The sequence below is a fragment of the Pseudomonas sp. JV449 genome (assembly GCF_032424295.1).
GTDB lineage: Bacteria > Pseudomonadota > Gammaproteobacteria > Pseudomonadales > Pseudomonadaceae > Aquipseudomonas > Aquipseudomonas marginalis.
The window spans coordinates 520,398-538,841 of sequence record NZ_VYKD01000003.1 but is presented as its reverse complement, the minus strand read 5'-3'; the positions used below and the strand labels follow the sequence as shown (position 1 = coordinate 538,841).

Here is an 18,444-nt window from a genome sequence, read left to right as displayed (position 1 = left end):
TGCCGTATACAGGCCTCCCCGCGCATAGTTAACCGTGCATCAACCTACGAAGGGATTTCGCCGTGCGCTGGCTCAGGATCGCCATAGGTTTTACTGTCAGTCTGCTGACGCTGCTCTGCCTGTTCCCGGCCCAGGCCGCCGCGCAAGGCAGTGGCTGGGCAGTATTGCTTGATGAACAGGCCGACCTGCAGCTGAGCGACATCCGTTCCTCGCGCTACACCAATCAATTCAGCCCCATCGAACTGGACCGCATTACCGCCGCGGAACCGGACGGTGCGTTGTGGGTACGTTTCAAGCTGCAACCCGGCAAGCACGAGCAGGTGCTGCGGGTATTCGCCCCGGACCTGGCGCACCTGAGCCTCTATGTGCTGGACGGCGACACCCTGATCGAGCAACAAAGCAGCGGTAACCGCCAGCCCCAGGCGGAACGCCCTCTGCCCAGCAACGACTTCATGCTGCCGATGCCCCAGAGCCAACAGACCCTCGACGTCTACCTGCGCCTGGTTTCCGAGCACGAACTGCGCCCCTATATCACCCTGGAACCGGCCGTGCTGGCCGCCGCCGACCAGACCCAGACATTGATCTACGGCCTGCTGTTCGGCTGCCTGCTGATGCTGATCCTGCACAACCTCACGCGCTTCGCTTACCACCGCTCGCGCAGCAGCCTGTGGCTGGCGGCCTGCGAACTGCTGCTGATGCTCAGCCTGGCGCTGCTGCTCAACCTGGTAGGCCCATGGCTGCCGAACTGGCACGCGGTCCAGACCCCGGGCGCCTACCTGGCCCTGCTGCTGACAGCGCCCTGCGGGCTGATGTTTGCCTATCGCTTCTTCATGCCCCTGGGTCCGCACCCGCTGAACAAGCTGTTGATGGCCGACATCCTGTTTATCGTGCTGTGCGGCCTGCTGCTGTTGTTCGTCAGTACCCTGCCGCTGAACATCATCACCTACGCGCTGGTGGCCCTGGCGGGCCTGAGCATGCTGTTTGTCTCGGCGTATCACTGGCAGAAAGGCTATCGCCCGGCGCGCTTGTTCGTGGCGGGCATGGTGGTGTTCAACATCGGCACGCTGATCATTCTCCCGGCGTTGCTGGGGCTGACGATGGTGTCGCCCCAGGGGTTGATCGTCACATTGCTGGCCTTCATCTGCCTGAGCGGCCTGTTGATGAGCCTGGCCCTGGGCGAGCGCCAGCGCGCGATTGTCGAGGCCCGCTTCAGCCTCAGCCGCGACCTGGCCGCCAGCAATGCCGAGATCGCCGCCAAGGCCGAATTCCTGGCCAAGATCAGCCACGAAATCCGCACCCCCATGAACGGCGTGCTGGGCATGACCGAACTGCTGCTGGGCACGCCACTGTCGGTGAAACAGCGCGACTACGTGCAAACCATCCACAGCGCCGGTAACGAGCTGCTGACATTGATCAACGAGATCCTCGACATCTCCAAGCTCGAATCCGGGCAGATCGAGCTGGATGACGTGCAATTCGACCTCAATGCGCTGATCGAAGACTGCCTGAGCATCTTCCGCGCCAAGGCCGAGCAGCAGAACGTCGAGTTGATCAGCTTCATCCAGCCACAGGTGCCCCGCGTCATCAGCGGCGATCCGACCCGCCTGCGCCAGGCGCTGTTGAGCCTGCTGGAAAACGCCCTGCACAAAACCGACGAAGGCGAAGTGCTGATCGTCGTCGCCCTGGATGACCGCAGCACCAAGCCGCGCCTGCGCATTGCCGTGCAGGACAGCGGCCTGCCAATGGAAGCCGCTGAACGCGAGGCCCTGCTGCACAGCGAACTGCACAGCAAGAACTTCCTCTCGGCCACCCGCTTGAGCGGCCACCTGGGCCTGGTGATCGCGCGCCAGCTGATCCTGTTGATGAACGGTGAGTTCGGCATCAAGAGCGGCAGCCATCAGGGCAGCACGTTATGGCTGACCCTGCCGCTGGACCCGGAACGCCTGGAACACCCCACCTCCGACCTCGACGGCCCGCTCAAAGGCGCGCGCGTGCTGGTGGTGGACGACAACGATACGTGCCGCAAAGTGTTGGTGCAGCAATGCTCGGCCTGGGGCCTGAATGTCAGCGCCGTGCCGTCGGGTAAAGAGGCCTTGGCCTTGCTGCGCACCAAGGCGCACCTGCGCGATTACTTCGATGTGGTGCTGCTGGACCAGAACATGCCCGGCATGACCGGCATGCAACTGGCGGCGAAGATCAAGGAAGACCCGAGCCTGAACCACGACATCCTGCTGATCATGCTCACCGGCATCAGCAATGCGCCGAGCAAGATCATCGCGCGTAACTGCGGGATCAAGCGCATCCTCGCCAAGCCGGTTGCCGGTTACACCCTCAAGACCACCCTGGCCGACGAGTTGACCCAACGCAGCAAAGGTGGCGTGCAGCCCCGTCCGCCCCTCAGCGTCCCGGCGGCGGTGACCGTGCCCAGCGACTTCAGGATCCTGGTGGCCGAAGACAACAGCATCTCCACCAAAGTGATTCGCGGCATGCTCGGCAAGCTCAACCTCGACCCGGATACCGCCAGCAACGGTGAGGAAGCCCTCGAGGCGATGAAGGCCCAGCGTTATGACCTGGTGTTGATGGACTGTGAGATGCCGGTTCTCGATGGTTTCTCGGCTACCCAGCAACTGCGGGCGTGGGAAGTCAGCCACCAGCGCATTCGCACACCCGTGGTAGCGCTCACGGCGCATATCCTCTCGGAGCACAAAGAACGCGCACGCCAGGCGGGGATGGACGGGCACATGGCCAAGCCGGTGGAGTTATCACAATTGCGTGAGCTGGTGGAGTTCTGGGTGGCGCAGCGTCAACAACGGCCTGAACACGCCCCGTCCTGACTTTAAATGCAATTCCAATGTGGGTGGGGGCTTGCTTCAGTCAAGAGCGAACACTGTAACTGACTGGCATTAGGGCGAGCCCCCTCCCACATTTGATCTCTGGCGCCTGATAGACTCTCCACACTTTCCCCGCCTGCGAGCCCCCCCATGCTCCACGTGTTATTCAGCGTTTACCTGAAGATGCTGGTGCTCTACAGCCCGTTCTTCGTGCTGTCCTGCTTTATCAGCCTGACCCGTGGTTATTCGAGCAAAGAGCGGCGGCGCCTGGCCTGGAAAGTAGCGCTGGCGACCCTGGTGTCGAGCGTGTTGCTCTACCTGTTCGGCCGGGTGATCTTCAGCGTGTTCGGCATCACCGTGGATGCCTTTCGCATCGGCGCCGGCAGTGTGCTGTTTATCTCCGCCCTGGGCATGGCCCAGGGCAAGTCGGCCGTGCAGACCGACAATGTGCAGCAGGACGTGACCATCGTGCCGCTGACCATTCCCCTCACGGTCGGCCCCGGCACCATCGGTGCGCTGTTGGTCATGGGCGTCAGCCAACCGCACTGGGATGACAAGATCACGGCCATCCTCAGCATCGCCCTGGCCAGCCTCACGGTCGGTGTGGTGCTGTACCTGTCCAACCGTATCGAACGGATTCTCGGTGACCAGGGCCTGCAGATTGTCAGTCGGTTGATGGGATTGTTCGTGTGTGCCCTCGCCGCGCAAATCATCTTTACCGGGGTGCGCGGCTACCTGGTGCCTTAGATCCGGTATTTGGCAATCGCCGACTGCACCTTGTCGCCCGCGCTCTCGCGCATCAGTTGGAGGGTTTTTTCGTTGACCATCGAGGTATTCAGCACCAGGCAGGTCTGCCCGCTGAAGGCCTCGAACGAGGAACTGTCCCACTCCAGAAACGGCAGCCCAACCTGTTTGTTCACGCCTTGGGTGCTGTACGTCACCAGCACCATCATCAATTCGCCGTCGGTTTCGGCGCAGGATGCCAGGCCGAAATCACCGCCCTGGTGCACCGTACTGTTGCGCTTGAACAGTTCGAAAGAACTCGGTTGCTGCTTCAGTGCCTCCAGCGCATCGGCCGCCAGTTTCGGCAGCGCCGTAACCAGCGGTCCCGAAACCGACACCCCCGCCAGTATCGCGGTGATGATATTCAACGCCGCCAGTTGCACGGTCAGGCCCTTGCCCGACTGTGAGACCCGCTCGAAACTGCTGCGCACCGGTAGCCAGCCCAGGCTGATCATCACCTTGATAAATTCGTCGTACCAGGCCTCGGTACCTCGCTGGATTTTCAATACATCGCTGACGTAGCCGCTGGCCAGCAGATAGCTTTTGCGGATGTATTCCCGGTTCAACCCGGACAGCCCCTCGGCAAACGAAATCACGCTGTTGTTGACTACCGCCGCGTTGCAGTCGTCCTCCGTGTCGAGCGGCAATGAGGGCTGCGCACCTCGCGCCCTCGGCAATGTGTAGCGCGCAATCAACTTGCGCCGTTTTGTGTTGTTGATCCTTCTGTGATGTCGCTCCATTTCAGTTCTCCACAAACACCCCGGCTCGGGGCTTGTGTCCACACTAGTCCAGTCAGCGGCGGCTCTTCCATCCCACAAACATCGCTTGCCGGCACGCGGCAAAAAACGCTGCCCAGCAATGACAGGGCGCCCCTCGGGGCCTTCCGGCTTTCGTCACTCAAAAAAGAAAAAGCCCCGAGCAACAGCAGGTGATCACCCATTGTCATTCGGAGCTTTCGTGCAGCCACCCAAGCGTTTTCAGGAGGCAGGCTTTGCACCGTACCAGCGCGGCGTGTACACCCATTCACCGCCATCGGCGCGAGGGAATGTGCAGGTAGTGGATGAGCCGACCAGCACCATGGTGCGCATGTCCACCTGGTCTGGCGTGAGTTGCCCGAGGGTGGTGACGCGCAGGGTCTGGCCGGGGCGACCGATATCGCGACCCAGCACTACCGGGGTCTCAGGCGTGCGGTGTTGCGCGACTATTTCCAGGGCGCGCCCCAGCTGCCAAGGCCGCGAACGCGAAATCGGGTTGTAGAACGCCAGGGCCAGGTCGGCCTGGGACGCGAGGTCCAGGCGCTTTTCGATGATCGACCAGGGCTTGAGGTTGTCCGACAGCGACATCACGCAAAAGTCGTGGCCCAACGGCGCGCCGGCCTGGGCCGCGGTGGCCAGGGAGGCCGAAACCCCCGGCAGGATTTCCAGGTCGACCTGATGCCACGCCGGATCGCCGGACTCGTGCAACGCCTCGATCACCGCCGCCGCCATGGCGAAGACGCCCGGGTCGCCGGACGACACCACCACCACCGAACGCCCCTGGGCGGCCAGCTCGAAGGCGTGGCGGGCGCGCTGCATCTCTTCGCGGTTATCGGTGCAATGCTGTACCTGATCGTCACGGAACGGCCCGGCCATGCGCACATAGGTTTCATAGCCCAGCACATCGGTGCAGCGCGCCAGTTCGGCCTTGACCGCCGGCACCATCAGCTCGGCGGCGCCAGGGCCCAGGCCAATCACGGCAAGGCGGCCACGGCGGCGGCCGACCTGGGCCAGGTCCAGCGGTTGATCAGCCACCTCGATGACAATATCGGCAGCCTGGGTAACGCCGCCAAAGCGCAGCGGCACGCCCAACGCCGACGCGGCTTCGTGCAACGACGGGTCAGCCATCTGCGTATCGCTGGCCAACAGGCACGCCAGGGATTGCACGGCAATGCCCGCCTCGTGCAAGGCCGCGCGCACACGCTCGGCCAACTGCGTACCCGGCTTGCAGGTCACGCACACCGTCTTTGGATAGATCAGCAACTCGTTGGCGGAAGGCACACGCTCGGCACTGCCCACGTGAATGGCTAGATGCGCTTGCTGGTCCTGAGGCAAATTCGCCTGGTCCAACCACGGTGCCGCACCTTCGATGCGCACGCTTTCGCCGGCCAGCAGGTCGGACACGAAGCGCTTGCCCAGTTCCAGGTCCGCCAGCTCATAACCCGCAGGCGGGTTGAGCAGGCAGGTGCCGAAACGCAGCTCGCCACTGGTGGTGATCGCCGCAGCGACACCCAGTGCTGCCGCGATGTCCCGCGCCATGACGTTCACACCGCCAAGACCACCGAGCAACGGCACCACGGCGCTGCCATCTTCCGCCACGGCCAGCACGGCGGGTTCTTCGCCTTTCTCCAGCAGCAGCGGCGCCAGGGTGCGGATCACGATGCCGGCGGCACACAGGGCGATCAGCGGCGTGCCCTGCTGGTAGAGCTGACGCAGGGTCGCGCCGAATTCGCCGTAAGGCTGGTCCGCCCCCTCAACCCGCCCGGCCAGGCCGTGGATCAGTGCCCCAGGGTAAACCTGCTGGATCCTGCGCGCGGTGGCCAGGCTACCCTGGCCCAGAATGACAATCGCCGGGTTCATCAACCTTGCCACCTTTCACCCGGCACGATGATCAGCGAGAAGTACGGCGAAGACATCGGCTCCACCTGGTCCAGCGCCACGATTTTCTGGTTGGCCATGGTCGCGCGCTCCACATACAGCGCGCGCTCGGCCAGGCCAAGTTCTTCGAGTACCTGGCGCACCTTGGGGAAGTTGCGCCCCAGCTTCATGATCACCGCCGCGTCAGCATCCGCCAGGCGGCGCTTGAGGTCTTCGTGGGGCAATACGCCCGACAGCACCGACAGGCTCTGGTTGCGATACACCAACGGCGCGCCCAGCACCGAGGCGCCGCCAAGCATCGAGCACACACCGGGGATAACCTGGGCTTCGTAGCGCTCGGCCAAGCGGTCATGCAAATACATATAGGAGCCGTAGAAGAACGGATCGCCTTCACAGATCACCGCCACGTCGCGACCGGCGTCCAGGTGCACGGCCACCTCGACACTGGCGGTGTCGTAGAAGTCGCTGATCACTTGTTCATAGGACAACGGCGCCGGCAGCGCTTCGGTGGTTACCGGGTACACCAGCGGCATCAGGGTTTGTTGCGGCACCAGGTGGTCTTCGATGATGCCGAAGGCGTTACCCTTCTTGCCCTTGGCCACGAAATAGGCCACCACCGGCGATTCGCGCAGCAGGCGCAGGGCCTTGAGGGTAATCAGTTCCGGGTCGCCGGGGCCGACGCCCAGGCCGATCAAACGTCCGCGTGCCGGCATTATTCGACCTCCGTGGCGAGCGCATTCACCGCCGCCGCGGCCATGGCACTGCCGCCCAGGCGGCCCTGCATGATCACGAACGGTACGCCACGGCTGTCCGCCGCCAGCATCGCCTTGGATTCGGCAGCGCCGACAAAGCCGACCGGGAAGCCGAGGATCAACGCCGGTTTCGGTGCCCCCGCGTCAAGCATTTCCAGCAGGTAGAATAACGCGGTCGGCGCGTTGCCGATTACCACCACGCTACCTTCCAGGTGCGGACGCCACAGCTCCAGGGCCGCAGCGGAGCGGGTATTGCCCAGCTCCCGCGCCAACTCCGGCACGCTGTCGTCGCGCAGGGTGCAGATCACCGGGTTGTTGGCGGGCAGGCGCGCACGGGTCACGCCTTCGGAGACCATCCGCGCATCACACAGAATCGGCGCGCCAGCGGCCAGCGCATCGCGCCCGGCCTTACCCGCACCTTCGGAGAACTGCAGGCCGTCGATGGCCTCGACCATGCCGCAGGCATGGATCACCCGCACCGCGAGTTTCTCCAGGTCGGCCGGGATACGCTCCAACTTGGCTTCCGCGCGAATAATGGCGAAGGAGTTGCGATAGATCTCCTGACCGTCGCGGATGTAATCAATCATCGGTGTTGCTCCGTGGGTGAGCGCGCAGCAAGGCGCCCGCCGCTTCAATGGAAAGGGTGCGTGCGCGCAGCCGGCCGAAACCGGGGTGGGCTGCATCGCGAAAATACAGGTCGTAGTGGCCGGGGCTCACCGCCAGCAAGGTGACCGGCGCGATATGTGCGGCGGCGCAGGAACGTGGGCAGCCGGACAGGTGCACGTCATGGCCGGGATGCAGCGCGGCCAAGCGCACGGCGTCGGCCTTGGTGTCGGCGAGGGCTTTGGCGCAGCCGCTGGAACCGGTGCAGGCGATCACGCGGGCCAAGGGTTGGTCGACGGTGCAGAGGAAGCCCAGTTGCGCCAGGCGTTGGGTCACGGCGTGAGGTTTTTCGACGTTGGGCAGTAACACACCTTGCCAGGGGGTGAAGCGCAAGGTGCCGTCGCCATATTCGCTGGCGAGCTGCGCCACGCCTGTGAGCATCGTCGAATCCAGGCGCCCCAAGGGTGCGATGGCCGCGACGTAGAATTGATTGCTTTGAGCCTGTGGATAACTCCCGAGGTGCAGCAAAGCGCCGCTGGGCGGGCGTTTGAAGCCATCGGCCGGCAGCAGCGGCAGGCTGAGGCGGCTCAACAACTTATCCACAGCCAGGTGGCGCATGCGGGTTTGCTCGGGGGTGGCGAGGTCAAGAAACGCCTCCAGCACTGCCACCACCAACCCATGACCCTGTGCCAACGGCACGGCGGCCAACGGTGCATCCAATCCTGGACAACCTGCCAGGCCGAACGCGAGGAGTGTCTCGCCATTGCGTACGAACGCCGACAGCCACAGATCATGATGATGCTCGAGCATCGCCAGGGCCTCACCGCCATCCAGTTGCACGGCGAACTTGGCCGACAGCTCATGGAAACGCGGACGGTTTTGCAGGGTGGCGAGGATCTGCTCGGCCAGCGGCCGGGTGTCGAACAGCATCTGCGGGTCGATACCGGCGCTGGGGCTGAGCATCAGGTTGCGCACGTCATCGCCAGCGGCGTTACTCGGGCCCAGATCGGCGGCCAGCAGCATGGCGATCAAGGCGTCTTGCTCGGCACCGATCCCACGTATCTGCAGGTTGGCGCGGTTGGTCGCCTCGATCACCCCGCCCGCATAGGCCTGGGCCGCGTCCGCCACGGCACGGGCCTGGGCGGCGCTGATCGAGCCACCGGCCAGTTTGATCCGGCAGATGCCGCCATCCAACGCCTGGACGATACGCAGCAACCCCGGACAAGCCGAGGGGCGCAAGGTATTCACAGCGGGCGTTGGGTTCACGGGGCTACCGGTTGACGGGTAAAGGCGCGGTATTATGCCTGCTTTGTCCGGCGGCATGAAAAGCCTGCCCGTCGGATGTCGCTCAAGGAATTGATATGTCGCCCTGGCTGACGGTTGTAGGCATCGGTGAAGACGGCTTCAAGGGGCTGGGCAGGAATGCCCGGCATGCCCTGTTGCGCGCTTCGCGGATTATAGGTGGCCAGCGCCAGTTGGACCTGTTGCCGGTGTGTATTCGCGGTGAGCGCCAGGTGTGGCCGAGCCCGTTCTCCCTGGAACCGGTACTGGCGCGGCGTGACGAGCCTGTGTGCGTGCTGGCCAGTGGTGACCCGATGTTTTATGGCGTGGGGGCCAGCCTGGCGCGACAGGTGGCGGCTGAAGAACTGCTGGTTTTACCGGCGCCGTCGTCGGTGTCGTTGGCGGCGGCGCGGCTGGGCTGGCCGTTGCAGGAGGTGGTGACGCTGTCCGTAGTGGCACGGCCAGTGGCGGCGATCAATGCGCATCTGGCCACAGGTGTGCGTTTATTGGTACTGAGTAATGACGGCGGCAGTCCCGCGTTGATTGCTGCGTTGTTGGCTGAATCCGGGTTTGGGCCCAGCCGATTGACAGTATTTGAACACCTGGGCAGCGCGAATGAGCGGCGCATCGACGGTTTGGCTGAGGATTGGCAGCACGCCTGTGTCGCCGATTTGAACCTGGTCGCCATCGACTGCCTGGCCTCCAGCGACACACCACGTCTGTCGCGCCTCGCTGGCTTGCCCGATTCCGCCTTCCAGCACGACGGCCAACTGACCAAACGCGATGTGCGCGCCATGACCCTCGCCCGCCTCGCCCCGATGCCCGGCGAACTGCTGTGGGACGTGGGTGCGGGCAGCGGCTCCATCGGTATCGAATGGATGCGCGCCCATCCGAGCTGCCGAGCATTGGCAATTGAAGCAGACGAAGGCCGCCAGAGCCTTATTGAACACAATCGCGACGCCCTCGGCGTGCCCGGTTTGCAGTTGATTCGTGGCAAAGCCCCGGAAGCGTTGCACGGCCTTACAGCTCCCGACGCCATCTTCATCGGCGGCGGCGTCACCCGCGACGGTGTGCTCGACACCTGTTGGCAACACCTGCGCCCCGGCGGTCGGTTGGTGGCCAATGCCGTCACCCTGCAAAGTGAAATGACCTTGATGAACTGGCGCGCGGCGCATGGCGGCGAACTGACGCGCATCCACGTCGCTCAGGCCCAGCCACTGGGTGAGTTCGATACGTGGCGGCAGGCGCTTCCAATCACCCTGCTGGAAGTGGTCAAGCCGCGATGAAACGCATCCTGCTGCTGGGCGGTGTGACCGAAGCGCTGGCTATCGCGCGCACCTTGGGGCCGGAGCATATCTACAGCCTGGCGGGTGTGGGGCGTGTGCCTACCGATCTTACCTGCCAAGTGCGTGTCGGCGGTTATGGCGGCGCCGAAGGGTTGGCGCAGTTTGTTCGCGACGAACAGATCAGCCTGATCCTCGATGCGACCCATCCGTATGCGGCGCAGATCAGCCAGAACGCCGCGCTGGCGGCGCAGTTGTGCGGTGTCCCCTGCTGGGCGTTGCGCCGACCGGCGTGGCAGCCGCAGGCCGGCGATGACTGGCGGGAGGTCAGTGACTGGGCTGAATTGATCGACGCCTTGAAACCCTTCAAGCGTCCGCTGTTCACCTTGGGTCGCGAGCCATTGCAGCATCTCGACGAAATCCCCGCCGAGCAGTTCTGGACGTTGCGCGCGCTGGATGTGTATCCGGGCAATGAGCGGTGTGAAGTGATCGGCGCGCGCGGGCCGTTTCTGATCGAAGACGAACGCTCGCTGTTTGAACGGCGGGGGATTGATGTGCTGATCAGCAAGAACAGTGGCAGCACCGCCACTGAGCCGAAGCTGGAAGTGGCGCGGGAACGGGGGGTGCCGGTGTTGGTGTTGAAGCGGCCGGTATTGGCGGCGGTGGATCGGGAGCTTTTGTCGCCCGCAGAAACAATCGATTCGTTGGCAGATTTCATTCGATAGATCAGGATCATCCGCCACCCTCTATCCAATCTATTTTGTTACCTCAAGGGACGGCGATGAACCCACAACACGAAGTGCTAAACTCCAGGAACAGTTCAAGCCAGGCCCAACGGTATTCAGGAGCTGACATGATAGAAGTTAAAGAAGCCGTACAAGTCGCCAAGGCGGTCGCAAACGACTTTCTCGGGCAAGAAACAGCACTACAAGACCTGATGCTTGAGGAAGTAGAGTTAGACCCAGACAATAAAACCTGGGCAATAACACTGGGCTTCAATGTCCCCAACCCTAATAACTATGAAAGGCTAGGCGCATCTTTAGCCGGACAAATGCATGCAAGAAAATACAAAACATTCATCATCGACTCGGAGACTGGCGAGTTCCGCTCCATGAAGATCCGCGAAGTATGATCGAAGCCTACATCAAGCAATACCGAAGAAAAGGAATCATCGTTGATACTAACTTGCTGCTTCTGGCACTGATAGGAGGAACGTCCAGCATCGTGGAGTTCAAGAGAACACGCGGCTACAGCGATGCAGACTATCAACTTTTGCTCAAAGTGATTGACCAGTTCGAAAAACTTGTTTCAACCCCTCACATTCTCGCTGAAGTCAGCAACCTGACAAATGGACTTCATGGAAACAAGCTGCGCGATTTTTATGCAACGTTAAAAAACTCACTATCAACAATAATCGAAGTCCATCATCCAGCCTTGGATATAAGTCGCGATTATGAGCTGTCACCCTACGGCCTTACCGACGTTGGCATTGTTGCCGCAGCAAAAGATAACTATCTGGTTTTGACTGACGATCTCAGAGTCGCTGGGTTTGCTCATCAGCACTGCGTAGATGTCGTCAACTTCAATCATATACGGGAAGCCAGCTGGGAGGTCTAAGACCTGCCACACGATCATTCCCACACATATGCGCAGGAACGATCGCTCATCGAACTTGTTAACTACTCGCGGCGGTTGCCTGCCCTGCGCCTTCGTGCACCCTGTCAGCGAGCAATTGTGCCAGCTCGATCAACTGCGCAACGCCCAGTAATTCCTCGCGTGGTGCGCCTTCCAGGTTAAAGGCAAGGTCGCAACTCAGCGCGTTGGCCGAAGCAAGTGTTTCACTGAGGTTGACCAGCAGGTCTTCGGTGCTGATGCCATCGGCCACGGTGAAGAGCCGAACGGGGGGATTTGGGGTGGGTTTGATCATTGTGAAGCTCCTTAGAAAGGTGGAGCTGCCACTGATTCGCCGCGACGCGATAGGGTGGCAGCTGTACGCAGGTTCGCGGACCGGTCTAAGGCATCCCGGCATACCCGAAGGTATCCCGCGCACAGCCACCATTTAGCCGCACAGTAGACGATAAAAAAGCATCAACTGAAAGCAGGCGATAGCGCTTTTGCTCTTAGAAAACCCGGGCCGCGACGCCCGTCCGCCGCGTTGGCAGCGGTGCACGGAGACTAGAGATCAAGCGTCCTAGGGACAACCTCAAAGGCTTGTCGGAAATTTCTTTTTAGACGAATAGCCAACCGGACATCCATCTATCAGGCTTGACCGTCGAAAGGCGAATGCCCCTACAAATACTTCCGAACAAGCTGGCTGGCTCAGCCAAAAGCCCCCGCCCTAACCTCCCCCCTCGCGGTTTCGCGTCAGCCATCCGCGAGGGGGACGCCTGCTTTTTGCAGCGCGTCGAAACTTGCCAACATGTATCCCAAGGAATACGATCCGAGATGATTCACTTCAAGAGATCTGATGAGTTTCAGGAATGGCTTTATTCGCTACGCAGTAAACCCGTCCATGGACGTGTGCTTACAAGATTGGACAACGCAAGAATGGGCAATTTTGGAGACTGCGAAAACGTCGGAAATGGCGTATCCGAAATGCGCATCCACTATGGTCCTGGATACCGATACCGGGTGTACTTCAAGCGTATAGGTGAGGTGGTTTATCTACTGTTGATAGGTGGCGATAAATCAACGCAAAAACGCGACATCGAGCGAGCTAAAGAAATTGCCGAAGAATTTGAGAAAAAGGAGTGACCCATGACTCAATTTAAAGATTTCGACATAGCCGAGCATCTGACGACTCCTGAGGACATGGCGGAGTATCTCGAAGCTTCTTTCGAAGAGGATTCTGGTGACGGATTGCTGATTCGTTCAGCGCTCAACAACATCGCCCGCGCCCAAGGCATGACCCAAATTGCTCGCGACGCCGGCCTCGGAAGAGAAAGTCTATACAAAGCCCTCTCCAGCAATGGCAATCCCGAGTTCGCGACTATCATGAAAGTCATGAAGGCTTTGGGCCTCAAGCTTCACGCTACAGCGATCTGATAGCACTGCGACACCAAACCACACCACCACTTTTTACTTATCCCCCCCGATCAGGCTAAATACCCGCCTGATCGTTTAACCCTACGGATTGTCCGCCATGGCCCGTCAACGCGTTGCAATTGCCTGGATCGCCTGCCTTGCAGTGCTGTTCAACGCCTTTGCCATGCCAATGGCCAGCGCGATGCAGCAGTCCAAGGACCCCGTGCAGCAATTGCTGTGGGGCAGTTTCTGTTCGTCCACTGGCGCCAGCCTGAAGACCATTGCCCTGGGCAAGCTGGAGATTCCGGCGCCGCAGCCGGACGATCATTCCACCATGCAGCATTGCTGGTGTTGCTCGGGCTCGGCGCCGTTGGTGGCGTTGCCGGGGCATGTGCCGCAGTTGTATCTCACGCGATTCGAGACGGTACAGCGTCAACCACACACACCATTGCAAACCCCAACCCCGCGCCAGCAATGGCCGAGCCTTAACCCCCGCGCCTCTCCGACGGCCTGATCTTCTTCGCAAGTGAACTGCGTTTAGAACCGTTCTGGAGAACTGCCATGCTTAAATCTTCCCTGCTTCTGGCTGCGTTGCTGCTGCCGGTGTTCAGTGCTGCCAATGCCGAAGACTACAAGGCCGGCGACCTGCTGGTCAGCGATCCCTGGTCCCAGGAATTGCCGCCCAACGCGCCCACCGTCGCCGCGTATTTCGTGATTCATAACACCGGTGCGACACCGGATCGCCTGCTCAGTGTCGACACGCCAGTGGCCGATAAGGCCGAGCTGCATGAGCATGTGATGCAGGGCGACTTGATGAAGATGCAGCAAGTCCCCAGCGTTGCCGTACCGGCCAAGGGTGACTTGACCTTCGCGCCCATGGCGTATCACGTCATGTTGCTGGGCCTCAAGGACCGCAGCCTGCTGGCCGATGGCAAGCAATTCCCGCTGACCCTGACCTTTGAAAAAGCCGGCAAGGTCGAGGTGGAAGTCTCGGTACAGAAAGTACCGCCGATGGTCGGCCACGAGCACAAGCACCCTCAATAGACTGACTCCAGATGGGCGCCCCTCGCGCCAGGCTATCCCCACACCGCCGCGTGAAGCGCGGCAGTTGGATCAGCCTGTTCGCCATGCTGATGATCTTTATCGGTCCGCTGATTTCCCAAGCGATGCCGATGGATCATCACGCCGGTATGTCGATGAACATGTCCATGGACATGCCCGGCGACCACGGCGACGCCCATCACAAGAAAGCCCCTGACGAACACCACGCCCTCTGGTCCAAGTGCGGCTATTGCGACTTGCTCTACAGTTGCCCGGCCCTGCCCGGCAGCGTGTCATTCACGGCCATCGGTACCCCGCCGCCGGCCAATGCCCTTACCCCCGCACCGCGCCTGGGCCATGCCCGGCAGAGCATCTTCCCCGGCGCCCGCAGCCGCGCCCCGCCCATCGCCTCGTAAGCCCCTGCCACCGTTACTTCACCCCGGCCGACTTTAGACAGACAGCCGCAGGCTGCTGGCCGTGTTGTTTACGATTGATTGATGGAATTTGTCATGTCCAGGTTTACTGCTGACTCCCGTTTGGGAAGCACCTCTGTGCTCGCTGCCCTATGCGGCGCCCTGCTCGTTCCCTACGCCCAGGCCGATGAACACGCCGAGCATGAGCTGACGCCCACCGTGATCACCGCCATTGCGCCCAGCTCGCCGCTGACCGTGGTCACCAACCCCAAGGACCCGCGCCAACCGGTGCCCGCCAGCGACGGCGGCGACTACCTCAAGACCATCCCCGGCTTCGCCCTGGTACGCAACGGCGGCACCAATGGCGACCCGGTACTGCGCGGCATGTTCGGTTCGCGCCTGAACATCCTCACCAACGGCAGCATGATGCTCGGCGCCTGCCCCGGCAGGATGGATGCGCCGACCTCGTACATTTCGCCGGAAACCTACGACAAGCTCACCGTGATCAAGGGCCCGCAAACCGTACTCTGGGGCCCCGGTGCTTCAGCCGGCACCATCCTGTTCGAGCGCGAACCGGAACACTTCGGTGAACTCGGCACGCGGCTCAACGCGAGTGTGCTGGCAGGCTCCAACGGGCGCTTCGACAAGGTCATCGATGCCGCCGCCGGTGGGCCGCTGGGCTATGTGCGGGTGATCGGCAACCAGGCCCATGCCGATGACTACAAGGACGGCAACAACGACACCGTCGCCTCGCGCTACGACAAATGGAATGGCGACGTCACCGTCGGCTTCACCCCGGATGCCGACACCCTGCTGGAGCTCACCGCCGGCCGTGGCGACGGCGAAGCGCGTTACGCCGGGCGCGGCATGGACGGTTCGCAGTTCCTGCGCGAAAGCCTGGGCCTGCGCTTCGAGAAATCGAATATCGGCGAAGTGCTGGATAAGGTCGAAGCCCAGGTCTACTACAACTATGCCGACCACGTGATGGACAACTACAGCCTGCGCACGCCCTCGGGCACCGGGATGATGGCCGGGCCCATGGCCTCCAACGTCGACCGCCGCACCCTCGGCGCGCGCATCAAGGCCACCTGGCGCTGGGCCGATGTGCAACTGATCAGCGGCCTGGATGCGCAGACCAACGAACACCGCCAACGCAGCAGCATGGGCATCGACACCTACAAGGATTTGCCCAAGGTCAAGGACGCCAACTTCCACAACTACGGCGTATTCGGCGAACTCACCTGGTACGCCGCCGAGCGTGATCGCCTGATCACCGGCGCACGCCTGGACCGCGCCTCGGCCAAGGACTTCCGGCAAACCACCGGCTCCGGGATGAGTGCACGCGCCAACCCGACCGCCGACGACACCCGCGCCGACACCCTGCCCTCGGGCTTTATGCGTTACGAGCACGACCTGGCCGACAGCCCGACCACGCTCTATGCCGGCCTGGGCCACTCGGAACGCTTCCCGGATTACTGGGAGCTGTTCTCGCCCAACACCGGCGCGGTTGGTTCGGTCAACGCCTTCGATGGCGTGAAACCGGAGAAAACCACCCAACTCGACTTCGGCGCGCAATACAAAGCCGACGACCTCGAAGCCTGGGCGTCGGGCTACGTCGGCCAGGTGCGTGATTTCATCCTGTTCGATTACCGGGCGGGGATGATGGGCACCACCTCCCAGGCGCGCAATGTGGACGCACGCATCATGGGCGGTGAAGTGGGCGCGGCCTACAAGCTAACCCCCAATTGGAAAGCCGACGCCACCCTCGCCTACGCCTGGGGCAAGAACAGCAGCGACGGCAAGGCCCTGCCGCAAATGCCGCCGTTGGACGCACGCTTCGGCCTGACCTACAGCGAAGACGACTGGAGTGCCGGCGCGTTGTGGCGGGTAGTGGCGGCGCAGAACCGCATCGACCAGAACAAGGGCAATGTGGTCGGCAAGGACTACGACAAGAGCGGCGGCTTTGGCGTGTTCTCGGTCAATGGCGCGTATCGCATCAACAAGAATTTCAAGGTCAGCACCGGCGTCGACAACCTGTTCGGCAAGGCCTACGCCGAACACCTGAACCTGGCCGGCAACGCCGGATTCGGCTACCCGGCCAACGATCCGCAGTCCATCAAGGAGCCGGGGCGGACCCTTTGGACCAAGGTCGACATGAGCTTCTAAACGCATCGGGGGCGCCCCCCTTCCCACATAGGAACGCACTCCAAATGTGGGAGGGGCGGTGCGACGATTCGACTTGCCCCCGATAGCGGCCTGATCAACGACAAAAAATTCAAGCTTTGCGGAGCATCCCCGATGACCACTCAAAAAGTTTCCTTCTACAACCTGGCCTGGCGCTGGCACTTCTACGCCGGCCTCTTCGTCGCCCCCTTCATGGTGCTGCTGGCCCTGACCGGCATCATCTACCTGTTCAAACCCCAGCTCGATCCGCTGATGTACGGCGACCTGCTCAAGGTGCAAAGCGCCGAGCACGCCTTGAGCGCCGACGAGCAATTGCAACGCGCCCAGGCGGCCTTTCCCCAGGGCAAGATCAGCAAGTACCTGCCACCCGTCGACGCCACCAGCAGCGCGCAGTTCGTGATGCACGTCGGCGGGCGCGAAGTGACGGTGTTCGTCGACCCCTATCGCGGCACCGTACTCGGCGAGCAGGATGCGAAAAACAACCTGCAAGCCATCGCCCGCGCCCTGCACGGCGAGCTGATGATCGGCACCGTCGGCGACCGCCTGGTAGAGCTCGCCGCCGGTTGGGGCGTGATGCTGGTGGTGTCCGGCCTGTACCTGTGGTGGCCGCGCGGCAAAACGTCGGCCGGGGTGTTATGGCCGCGTTTCACGAGCCGTGGCCGCGTGTTCTGGCGTGACCTGCATGCCTTCGCCGGCTTCTGGGGCGCGGCGTTTCTGCTGGTGATGCTGCTCAGCGGCATGACCTGGACCGGCTTCTGGGGCAAGCAATACGCCGACCTCTGGAACACTTTCCCGGCGGCGATGTGGAGCAACGTGCCGCAGTCCGATCAGCAGGCGCGGGTACTTAATACCGCAACGCAACAGACCGTGCCCTGGGCGATGGAAAACACGCCGATGCCGATGTCCGGCGACCATGCCGAACACATGAACCACGGCGCCATGCACGCTGCTCCCGCCGCGCCCACGGTGCGCCTGCAACAGGTGGTGGACCTGGCCACGGCACGCAAGGTCGAGCCCGGCTACAGCATCACCTTCCCCACCACCGCCGAAGGCGTGTTCACCGTCGCGGTGTTCGCCGACGACCCGCGCAACGACGCTACCCTGCATGTGGACCAGTACACCGGCAAGGTCCTCGCCGATGTGCGCTGGGCGCACTACAACACTGTGGCACGGGCCACCGAGACCGGCGTGATGCTGCACGAAGGCAAGATGTTCGGCTGGGTGAACCAGCTGATCGTGCTGCTGATCTGCCTGATGATCCTGCTCAGCGCGGTGAGTGGCGTGGTGATCTGGTGGAAGCGTCGGCCCCAGGGCGGCCTGGGTGTTCCGCCGTTGCGTCATGACCTGCCGAAGTGGAAAACCGCGATGGTGATCATGCTCGCGCTGGCGCTCCTGTTCCCGCTGGTGGGCGCCTCATTGATCGCGGTCTGGGCGCTGGATCGCCTGGTGTTGTCACGGTTGTTCAGCCAACGTGAATCCACCTCAGGTTCGCTATGAAGTAGGCGAGATGCCCTACATAGAGGCGTTAGGTAGTCTTACGCGGGCTTTCGCCAAAGACGCAGGAAGTGTTAACTTATAACACTTGCTGCATACCTCAGCTCGCCGCGCCCAGCGGC

The 18,444-nt window shown here is 62.2% G+C and carries 19 protein-coding genes; 13 read left to right on the top strand and 6 right to left on the bottom strand.

The annotated features are described in order from the left end of the window. Positions 1 to 62 precede the first annotated feature (62 nt). The gene (locus F6S08_RS03805; RefSeq protein WP_027607753.1) at positions 63 to 2,834 is read left to right on the top strand and encodes a hybrid sensor histidine kinase/response regulator; all 2,772 of its coding nucleotides are present in this window, start codon (positions 63 to 65) and stop codon (positions 2,832 to 2,834) included. A gap of 147 nt (positions 2,835 to 2,981) precedes the next feature. After that, entirely contained in the window at positions 2,982 to 3,578 is a 597-nt protein-coding gene (locus F6S08_RS03800; RefSeq protein ID WP_003217330.1) for a MarC family protein, read from the top strand. Here the strand turns inward: F6S08_RS03800 and F6S08_RS03795 are convergent. From F6S08_RS03795 to cobG, 5 genes are all read right to left on the bottom strand, one after another. Further along, a complete protein-coding gene (locus F6S08_RS03795) occupies positions 3,575 to 4,354 on the bottom strand; it encodes a hypothetical protein (protein WP_065925566.1) in 780 nt (259 codons plus the stop codon). The genes F6S08_RS03800 and F6S08_RS03795 overlap by 4 nt on opposite strands. A 237-nt stretch (positions 4,355 to 4,591) precedes the next feature. Continuing rightward, positions 4,592 to 6,229: a precorrin-3B C(17)-methyltransferase gene (gene cobJ, locus F6S08_RS03790; RefSeq protein WP_315871294.1), complete on the bottom strand. Its 1,638-nt coding sequence runs from the start codon at positions 6,227 to 6,229 to the stop codon at positions 4,592 to 4,594. Beyond that, positions 6,229 to 6,960, bottom strand: coding sequence for a precorrin-2 C(20)-methyltransferase (locus F6S08_RS03785; RefSeq protein ID WP_065925568.1), 732 nt, complete (start codon positions 6,958 to 6,960; stop codon positions 6,229 to 6,231). Before F6S08_RS03785 ends, cobJ begins: the two co-directional genes overlap by 1 nt. Further along, positions 6,960 to 7,586: a precorrin-8X methylmutase gene (locus F6S08_RS03780; RefSeq protein ID WP_065925569.1), complete on the bottom strand. Its 627-nt coding sequence runs from the start codon at positions 7,584 to 7,586 to the stop codon at positions 6,960 to 6,962. Before F6S08_RS03780 ends, F6S08_RS03785 begins: the two co-directional genes overlap by 1 nt. Next, the gene (gene cobG / locus F6S08_RS03775) at positions 7,579 to 8,925 is read right to left on the bottom strand and encodes a precorrin-3B synthase (RefSeq protein ID WP_074848646.1); all 1,347 of its coding nucleotides are present in this window, start codon (positions 8,923 to 8,925) and stop codon (positions 7,579 to 7,581) included. Before cobG ends, F6S08_RS03780 begins: the two co-directional genes overlap by 8 nt. A gap of 38 nt (positions 8,926 to 8,963) precedes the next feature. On the opposite strand from cobG, the gene cbiE reads away from it, so the two are divergent. The 4 genes from cbiE to F6S08_RS03755 all read left to right on the top strand — a co-directional run bounded on the left by cbiE (position 8,964) and on the right by F6S08_RS03755 (position 11,783). Next, entirely contained in the window at positions 8,964 to 10,169 is a 1,206-nt protein-coding gene (cbiE, locus tag F6S08_RS03770; protein ID WP_074848644.1) for a precorrin-6y C5,15-methyltransferase (decarboxylating) subunit CbiE, read from the top strand. Then, a complete protein-coding gene (locus F6S08_RS03765) occupies positions 10,166 to 10,891 on the top strand; it encodes a cobalt-precorrin-6A reductase (RefSeq protein WP_065925572.1) in 726 nt (241 codons plus the stop codon). Before cbiE ends, F6S08_RS03765 begins: the two co-directional genes overlap by 4 nt. Before the next feature lie 128 nt (positions 10,892 to 11,019). Further along, positions 11,020 to 11,298 (top strand): hypothetical protein, encoded by a 279-nt coding sequence (locus F6S08_RS03760; RefSeq protein WP_065925573.1) that lies wholly within the window; start codon positions 11,020 to 11,022, stop codon positions 11,296 to 11,298. Then, entirely contained in the window at positions 11,295 to 11,783 is a 489-nt protein-coding gene (locus F6S08_RS03755; protein WP_027607744.1) for a PIN domain-containing protein, read from the top strand. The genes F6S08_RS03760 and F6S08_RS03755 overlap by 4 nt, the downstream gene beginning before the upstream one ends. Before the next feature lie 58 nt (positions 11,784 to 11,841). Here F6S08_RS03755 and F6S08_RS03750 read toward each other — a convergent pair whose 3' ends face one another. Then, complete coding sequence (locus F6S08_RS03750; protein WP_027607743.1) at positions 11,842 to 12,093, bottom strand: DUF6124 family protein; 252 nt, start codon at positions 12,091 to 12,093, stop codon at positions 11,842 to 11,844. A gap of 518 nt (positions 12,094 to 12,611) precedes the next feature. Between F6S08_RS03750 and F6S08_RS03745 the strand changes: the two genes are divergently transcribed. The 7 genes from F6S08_RS03745 (at position 12,612) to F6S08_RS03715 (ending at position 18,325) form a co-directional block, all read left to right on the top strand. Beyond that, positions 12,612 to 12,920, top strand: a complete 309-nt coding sequence (locus F6S08_RS03745) for a type II toxin-antitoxin system RelE/ParE family toxin (RefSeq protein WP_065925574.1) — start codon at positions 12,612 to 12,614, stop codon at positions 12,918 to 12,920. 3 nt (positions 12,921 to 12,923) lie between these two features. After that, entirely contained in the window at positions 12,924 to 13,211 is a 288-nt protein-coding gene (locus tag F6S08_RS03740) for an addiction module antidote protein (protein WP_065925575.1), read from the top strand. A 97-nt stretch (positions 13,212 to 13,308) separates the two neighbouring features. Then, positions 13,309 to 13,704, top strand: a complete 396-nt coding sequence (locus F6S08_RS03735; RefSeq protein WP_065925576.1) for a DUF2946 domain-containing protein — start codon at positions 13,309 to 13,311, stop codon at positions 13,702 to 13,704. 47 nt (positions 13,705 to 13,751) lie between these two features. Continuing rightward, positions 13,752 to 14,234 (top strand): copper chaperone PCu(A)C, encoded by a 483-nt coding sequence (locus tag F6S08_RS03730; RefSeq protein WP_074848636.1) that lies wholly within the window; start codon positions 13,752 to 13,754, stop codon positions 14,232 to 14,234. 11 nt (positions 14,235 to 14,245) lie between these two features. Next, the gene (locus F6S08_RS03725; RefSeq protein ID WP_108573609.1) at positions 14,246 to 14,647 is read left to right on the top strand and encodes a DUF2946 domain-containing protein; all 402 of its coding nucleotides are present in this window, start codon (positions 14,246 to 14,248) and stop codon (positions 14,645 to 14,647) included. A gap of 93 nt (positions 14,648 to 14,740) precedes the next feature. Beyond that, positions 14,741 to 16,810: a TonB-dependent copper receptor gene (locus tag F6S08_RS03720; protein ID WP_315871293.1), complete on the top strand. Its 2,070-nt coding sequence runs from the start codon at positions 14,741 to 14,743 to the stop codon at positions 16,808 to 16,810. A gap of 132 nt (positions 16,811 to 16,942) precedes the next feature. Beyond that, the gene (locus tag F6S08_RS03715) at positions 16,943 to 18,325 is read left to right on the top strand and encodes a PepSY domain-containing protein (RefSeq protein ID WP_315871292.1); all 1,383 of its coding nucleotides are present in this window, start codon (positions 16,943 to 16,945) and stop codon (positions 18,323 to 18,325) included. Positions 18,326 to 18,444: the final 119 nt, after the last annotated feature.

Bases quoted from the DNA above. Each gene is read 5' to 3' on its own strand.
- F6S08_RS03800 (WP_003217330.1), top strand. From the start codon at position 2,982: ATGCTCCACGTGTTATTCAGCGTTTACCTGAAGATGCTGGTGCTCTAC.
- F6S08_RS03795 (WP_065925566.1), bottom strand. From the start codon at position 4,354: ATGGAGCGACATCACAGAAGGATCAACAACACAAAACGGCGCAAGTTG.
- cobJ (WP_315871294.1), bottom strand. From the start codon at position 6,229: ATGAACCCGGCGATTGTCATTCTGGGCCAGGGTAGCCTGGCCACCGCG.
- F6S08_RS03785 (WP_065925568.1), bottom strand. From the start codon at position 6,960: ATGCCGGCACGCGGACGTTTGATCGGCCTGGGCGTCGGCCCCGGCGAC.
- F6S08_RS03780 (WP_065925569.1), bottom strand. From the start codon at position 7,586: ATGATTGATTACATCCGCGACGGTCAGGAGATCTATCGCAACTCCTTC.
- cobG (WP_074848646.1), bottom strand. From the start codon at position 8,925: ATGCCGCCGGACAAAGCAGGCATAATACCGCGCCTTTACCCGTCAACC.
- cbiE (WP_074848644.1), top strand. From the start codon at position 8,964: ATGTCGCCCTGGCTGACGGTTGTAGGCATCGGTGAAGACGGCTTCAAG.
- F6S08_RS03765 (WP_065925572.1), top strand. From the start codon at position 10,166: ATGAAACGCATCCTGCTGCTGGGCGGTGTGACCGAAGCGCTGGCTATC.
- F6S08_RS03760 (WP_065925573.1), top strand. From the start codon at position 11,020: ATGATAGAAGTTAAAGAAGCCGTACAAGTCGCCAAGGCGGTCGCAAAC.
- F6S08_RS03755 (WP_027607744.1), top strand. From the start codon at position 11,295: ATGATCGAAGCCTACATCAAGCAATACCGAAGAAAAGGAATCATCGTT.
- F6S08_RS03750 (WP_027607743.1), bottom strand. From the start codon at position 12,093: ATGATCAAACCCACCCCAAATCCCCCCGTTCGGCTCTTCACCGTGGCC.
- F6S08_RS03745 (WP_065925574.1), top strand. From the start codon at position 12,612: ATGATTCACTTCAAGAGATCTGATGAGTTTCAGGAATGGCTTTATTCG.
- F6S08_RS03740 (WP_065925575.1), top strand. From the start codon at position 12,924: ATGACTCAATTTAAAGATTTCGACATAGCCGAGCATCTGACGACTCCT.
- F6S08_RS03735 (WP_065925576.1), top strand. From the start codon at position 13,309: ATGGCCCGTCAACGCGTTGCAATTGCCTGGATCGCCTGCCTTGCAGTG.
- F6S08_RS03730 (WP_074848636.1), top strand. From the start codon at position 13,752: ATGCTTAAATCTTCCCTGCTTCTGGCTGCGTTGCTGCTGCCGGTGTTC.
- F6S08_RS03725 (WP_108573609.1), top strand. From the start codon at position 14,246: ATGGGCGCCCCTCGCGCCAGGCTATCCCCACACCGCCGCGTGAAGCGC.
- F6S08_RS03720 (WP_315871293.1), top strand. From the start codon at position 14,741: ATGTCCAGGTTTACTGCTGACTCCCGTTTGGGAAGCACCTCTGTGCTC.
- F6S08_RS03715 (WP_315871292.1), top strand. From the start codon at position 16,943: ATGACCACTCAAAAAGTTTCCTTCTACAACCTGGCCTGGCGCTGGCAC.